Annotated in this window: 5 protein-coding genes; 4 read left to right on the forward strand and 1 reads right to left on the reverse strand. The window is 75.9% G+C overall.

Annotated elements, in window-relative coordinates; all coding sequences use genetic code 11:
* The first annotated feature begins 168 nt into the window (after positions 1-168).
* Entirely contained in the window at positions 169-921 is a 753-nt protein-coding gene (locus ABZS51_RS42175; RefSeq protein ID WP_355453820.1) for an HAD family hydrolase, read from the forward strand.
* On the opposite strand, the gene ABZS51_RS42180 is transcribed toward ABZS51_RS42175, so the two are convergent.
* Positions 858-1,658: an inositol monophosphatase family protein gene (locus ABZS51_RS42180; protein ID WP_310709837.1), complete on the reverse strand. Its 801-nt coding sequence runs from the start codon at positions 1,656-1,658 to the stop codon at positions 858-860. The genes ABZS51_RS42175 and ABZS51_RS42180 overlap by 64 nt on opposite strands.
* A gap of 140 nt (positions 1,659-1,798) precedes the next feature.
* Here ABZS51_RS42180 and ABZS51_RS42185 point away from each other — a divergent pair, with 140 nt between their 5' ends.
* From ABZS51_RS42185 to ABZS51_RS42195, 3 genes are all read left to right on the forward strand, one after another.
* The gene (locus ABZS51_RS42185; RefSeq protein WP_355453823.1) at positions 1,799-2,539 is read left to right on the forward strand and encodes a GntR family transcriptional regulator; all 741 of its coding nucleotides are present in this window, start codon (positions 1,799-1,801) and stop codon (positions 2,537-2,539) included.
* Between the two features lie 94 nt (positions 2,540-2,633).
* Entirely contained in the window at positions 2,634-3,431 is a 798-nt protein-coding gene (locus ABZS51_RS42190; RefSeq protein WP_355453826.1) for a hypothetical protein, read from the forward strand.
* 98 nt (positions 3,432-3,529) lie between these two features.
* Positions 3,530-5,008: MFS transporter (locus ABZS51_RS42195; RefSeq protein ID WP_355453829.1), on the forward strand; the 1,479-nt coding region annotated here is incomplete at its 3' end.

The following is a 5,008-nucleotide window of genomic DNA, read 5'->3' on the forward strand; positions in this document are numbered from 1 at the left end:
CGGCCCCCCCCCCCCCCCGCGCCCCCCCCCCCCCCCCGCCCCGGCCGGGCCCGGCCGGTCAGGCGGACGGCTCGGGGAAAGGTCCGGGCGGGCGCGGGCTCACGCTCGGCTGCCCGCGCACGGGCCGGCGGCTCGCAGTCTCGCGGAGTAAGGTGCCAGGATGGGAGTGTGATCCGCGGCGTCCTGCTCGACCTCGACGGCACCCTGCTCGACCACCGCTCGGCGGCCGACGCGGCGGTCACGGCCTGGCTGTCCGGGCACGCGCCCGGCCATCCGCGCCTGGCCGAGGCGGCCGCGTTGTGGTGGGCGCTGGAGGAGCCGCACCTGCGGGCGTGGCAGGCGGGCGAGTGCTCGTGGGAGGAGCAGCGCCGCCGGCGGATCCGGGCGCTGTGCGTGGAGCTGTCCGTGACGGTGCCGGACGACCTGGACGCGGCGTTCGGCGCGTACGCCTCGCGCTACCGGCAGAGCTGGACGGCCTATCCGGACGCGGCGCGGGCGGTGGCGGCACTGGAGGGGTTCCGGCTGGGGGTGCTGACCAACGGGTCGCAGCGCATGCAGGAGGCCAAGGTCCGCGCGATCGGCCTGGACGGGCGGGTCGGGCCGGTGCTGACGGGCGAGGTGCTGGGCGGGAGCTACAAGCCGGCTCGGGCCTGCTACACCGCCGCCGCCGAGGCGCTCGGGCTGGCGCCCGGCGAGGTGCTGCTGGTGGGCGACGACGTGGTCAACGACGTGACGGGGCCGGCGGCGGCCGGGATGCGGTCGGTGTGGCTCGACCGGCACGGCACGGAGCCGCCTCCCGACGGTTTCCCGCGCATCACGTCGCTGGCGGAGCTGCCGACGCTGCCGGCCCTCGCCGCTCAGGGCGCGAGGTCGGCCAGGGCGGAGGCGGCCAGGTCGAAGCCGCCCACGCAGGCGAGGTAGTCGCCCTTGACCAGCGGGTCGCCCAGGTAGACGCCGCCCGCCTGCCGGACGATCAGCGCCCCGGCGGCCACGTCCCACGGGCTGGCGCCCGTGCCGTACGCGACGTCCGCCCACCCGGCTGCGACGTGCGCCAGCTTGAGCGCGGCGCTGCCCACCCGCCGCACCGCCGCGAACGACTCCAGCAGCCGGCCGTAGCGCAGCAGCGCCTCCTCACGCCGGGCGGCCAGTTCGCGGGGCGTCGGATAGCTGGTCAGCAGCATCGCCTCCCGGTCGCCGGCGGCGCCGGTGCTGCGGATGGGCGTGCCGTTGCACCAGGCGCCCGCCGTCGAGGCGGTGAACTCGTCCTCGCGCACCGGGTCGTACACCACGCCGGCGACCAGCTCGCCCTCCACGGCGGCGGCGATCGAGACGCAGAAGAAGGGCAGCCCGGCGGCGAAGTTGGCGGTGCCGTCGATCGGGTCGACGTACCAGCGCAGCGGGCCGGAGCCGCTCTCGCCGCCCTCCTCGCCCAGGACGGCGCTGCCGGGCCACCGGCTCTCGATGACGGCGCGGATCGTCTCCTCGGCCGCCTTGTCGTGCTCGGTCACCGGGTCGTGGAAGTCGCTCTTGGTGGCCACCTCCGGGCGGGAGCGGAACGCCTTGCGCAGCCGCGGCCCGACGGCCCTGGCCGCCTCGCCGGCCGTCTCCAGCAGCGCGTCGTGCGGGAACGGCGTGTCCTCGTGTCGCCTGGCGTCCATGCGTCCTCCCCATCACGGCCTTACGGCACCCTCGGGGCTCCCCTGCCCATTCCCGCGGGCTCCCCCCTTCCGATCATGCCTCATGACGCCATGTCCGTCTGGTTTGTCTGGACATTATTACCTGCGTTAACCTGATCAGCATGACCGCGAATCTGGCGATCGACCTGGACCGATCCAGCCCCGTGCCGCTCTACTTCCAGGTGGCCGAGCAGATCGCCGAAGCGATCCGGCGAGGCGACCTGGCGCCCGGCGCCCGGCTCGACAACGAGATCCTGCTGGCCGACAAGCTCGGCCTGTCCAGGCCCACCATCCGCCAGGCCATCCAGTATCTCGTGGACAAGGGCCTGCTCGTGCGCAAGCGCGGCGTCGGCACGCAGGTGGTCCACGGCCAGGTCAAGCGGTCGGTGGAGCTGACGAGCCTGTACGACGACCTGCGCCGCTCGGGGCAGGAGCCCGCCACCCAGGTCCTCGCGCTGGAGCCGCGCGCCGCCGACGAGGACATCGCGGCCATCCTGGGCGTGGAGCCGGGCTCGGAGACGCTCTACCTCGAACGCCTGCGGTTCGCGGCCGGCGAGCCGCTGGCCCTGCTGCACAACTGGCTGCCGCTCGGCCTGGCCCAGCTCGGCGCCTCCGACCTGGAGGACCGGGGCCTGTACGAGCTGCTGCGCGGGGCGGGCGTGCGCATGCGGGTCGCCAACCAGCGCATCGGGGCCCGCGCGGCGGGCCTGAGCGAGGCCAGGCTGCTGCGGGAGCGGCGCGGGGCGCCGCTGCTCACCATGGTGCGCACCACGTACGACGACCAGGGCCGGGCGGTCGAGCACGGCTCGCACGTCTACCGCGCCTCGCACTACTCCCTGGAAGTGACCCTGATCGAGCGCTGACCCGGTCGCCCCGATGGTGCCCGGACACCCGTTCACCGGCCCCCGCCCCGGGTACGGTCATGCCGGAACGACGCCGGCAATCGCGGGGGGAGCCATGGCAGGGCCGCTCACGACCACCACCGGGGCCGCGCTGGCGGCCGGGTTCCGCCTGGCGGCGGGCCTGCGCAGGGGCCGCCCCCTGCACCCCCACGGGCTGCTCTTCGACGCGGAGCTCCACCTGCACGGCGACGCGGCCCGCACCTGGGGGAGCCCGTTCCTCGACGAGCGGCTGGAGCTGCGCGGCATCGCCCGCCTCTCGCGCTCGGCCGGCCTGCCGCCGCCCCTGCCGGACATCCTCGGCATCGCCCTGCGCTGGCGGCAGGCGGACGCCGACGCCGAGCTCCTGCTCGCCACCACCGGCCGCACCACGCCGGGGCGCCGCCTCCTGCGGCCCGCCACCAGGTGGGCGCCGGGCCTGTACAGCTCGCTCTTCCCGTACGAGACCCGCGGCGCCGGGGACGGCGGAGGCCGGCGGGTGCTGCTCGGCGCGCTGCCCCGCGTGGAGCGGCCGCTGCCGGCGCGCTTCGACGCGCTGGCCGCCGCCGTGGCGAAGGAGCCGCTGATCCTCGACCTCCTCGTCGCGGCCCCGGCGGGACCCTGGCACCTGTTCGGCCTCGTCAAGCTCGTGCCGCCGGCCATGCCGGACGCGGACGTGCCCACCCGGTTCGATCCCACCCGGCATCCCGTCCCGGGGCTGAGCCCGGCGGGCCGCCTCCAGGAGCTGCGCCGGCCCGCGTACACCGCCGCCCAGCAGGTGCCCGACGCCTCCGCGCATGAGGGGCGGGGCGGGGGGAACAGCGGAGGGAGCGAAATGCGGACCGCCGGATCGGCGTTGTCCACCCCAGAGGCGTGATCCGCGTCTCTGCCCGGATCACCGCAGGTCGTCCATGACGCCCGGGACCGGCGTCCAGGCCGGGCCCGGCCGCGGCGACCGCCTCGGAGGGAGGTCCCATGCCATCAGGGTCCGCGAACACCGGACCGGATCCGCGCCGGTGGAAGGCCCTCGCGGTCACCCTCGTCGTCGGCTTCATGATCCTGCTGGACGTGACCATCGTGGCTGTGGCGCTGCCGTCCATGCAGCGCGACCTGCACGCCTCGCCCGCCCAGGTGCAGTGGGTGGTGTCCGGGTACGCGCTGACGTTCGCGCTCTCCCTGGTGCTGGCCGGGCGGCTGGGTGACGCGATCGGCCGGCGGCGCATCTTCCTGGTCGCGCTGAGCGCCTTCGTGCTGTTCAGCATGGCCGCGGGGGCCGCGCCGACCATCGAGCTGCTGGTCCTGGCCAGGCTCGCCCAGGGCGTCGCTGCCGGCTGCCTGGCCCCGCAGAACTCGGCCCTGATCCAGCAGATGTTCCGGGGCGCGGAGCGCGGCCGGGCGTTCGGCTTCTTCGGCGCCACCGTCGGGATCTCCAGCGCGGTCGGCCCCATCACCGGCGGCGTGATCCTCGCGCTGGCGGGCGGCGACCAGGGCTGGCGCTGGATCTTCTTCGTGAACGTGCCGATCGGGGTGGCCGCGCTCGTCCTCGCCGCCCGGCTGCTGCCGCGCGGCCGGGGCGCCCCGCGGGCGGCGCTGGACCTGACGGGAGTCGTCCTGCTGGGCGCCGGCGTGTTCCTGATGATGTTCCCGCTCGTGCAGGCCGACTCGGGCGGCGTCCAGCGGCTCTGGTGGATGTTCCCCGTCGGGGCGGCGCTCCTCGTGGCGTTCGCGCTGTGGGAGCGGCGCGTCGCGGCCCGTGGCGCCGAGCCGCTGCTCGCCCCCAGGTTGATCACCGAGACCCGCGGTTACGCGCCCGGCGCCGCGCTGGCGACGGTGTACTTCATCGGCTTCAGCGGCGTCTGGCTGGTCTTCGCGCTCTACTTCCAGAACGGGCGGGGCTTCACGCCGCTGATGTCCGGGCTGTGCGTCACGCCGTTCGCGATCGGCTCGGCCTGCGCGGCGGTCGTCGCCGGGCGGCTGGTGGAGCGGCTGGGGCGGCTGCTGACCGTGCTCGGGCTCGCCGCGGTCGTGGTCGGGCTGTCCGCGGCGGCGCTGCTGCTGGGCTACGCCTCGCCGGGCGTCGCCGTGTGGGCCGCGATCCCCGCGCTGCTCGTCGGCGGCATCGGCAGCGGCTTCGTGATCTCGCCCAACGTGACGATGACGCTCAAGGACGTGCCGGTGCGGATGGCGGGCGCGGCCGGCGGCGCCCTGCAGACGGGGCAGCGCCTCGGCGGGGCGGTCGGCACGGCGGCGCTGCCCGGCGTGTACTACCTGGTCCTCTCCTCGACGGGCGGCGACATCTCCCAGGCCGTGACCGTGGCCCTGGGCGCCGCGGTCGCCGGCCTGCTGGTCGCCTTCGCGATCGCGGTGGCGGAGTGGCGGCGGGACGGCCGCGCGGCCACGCCGGGCCCGTGCCCGCCGGAGGTGGCGCACGGCCACACGCACGCGGGCCAGGGC

This window comes from Nonomuraea sp. NPDC005501 (genome assembly GCF_040605905.1).
In the GTDB taxonomy this organism is placed as follows: Bacteria; Actinomycetota; Actinomycetes; order Streptosporangiales; family Streptosporangiaceae; genus Nonomuraea.

Excerpts from the sequence above, each read along its gene's own strand:
- ABZS51_RS42180 (WP_310709837.1), bottom strand. The coding sequence starts at position 1,658 with ATGGACGCCAGGCGACACGAGGACACGCCGTTCCCGCACGACGCGCTG.
- ABZS51_RS42185 (WP_355453823.1), top strand. The coding sequence starts at position 1,799 with ATGACCGCGAATCTGGCGATCGACCTGGACCGATCCAGCCCCGTGCCG.
- ABZS51_RS42190 (WP_355453826.1), top strand. The coding sequence starts at position 2,634 with ATGGCAGGGCCGCTCACGACCACCACCGGGGCCGCGCTGGCGGCCGGG.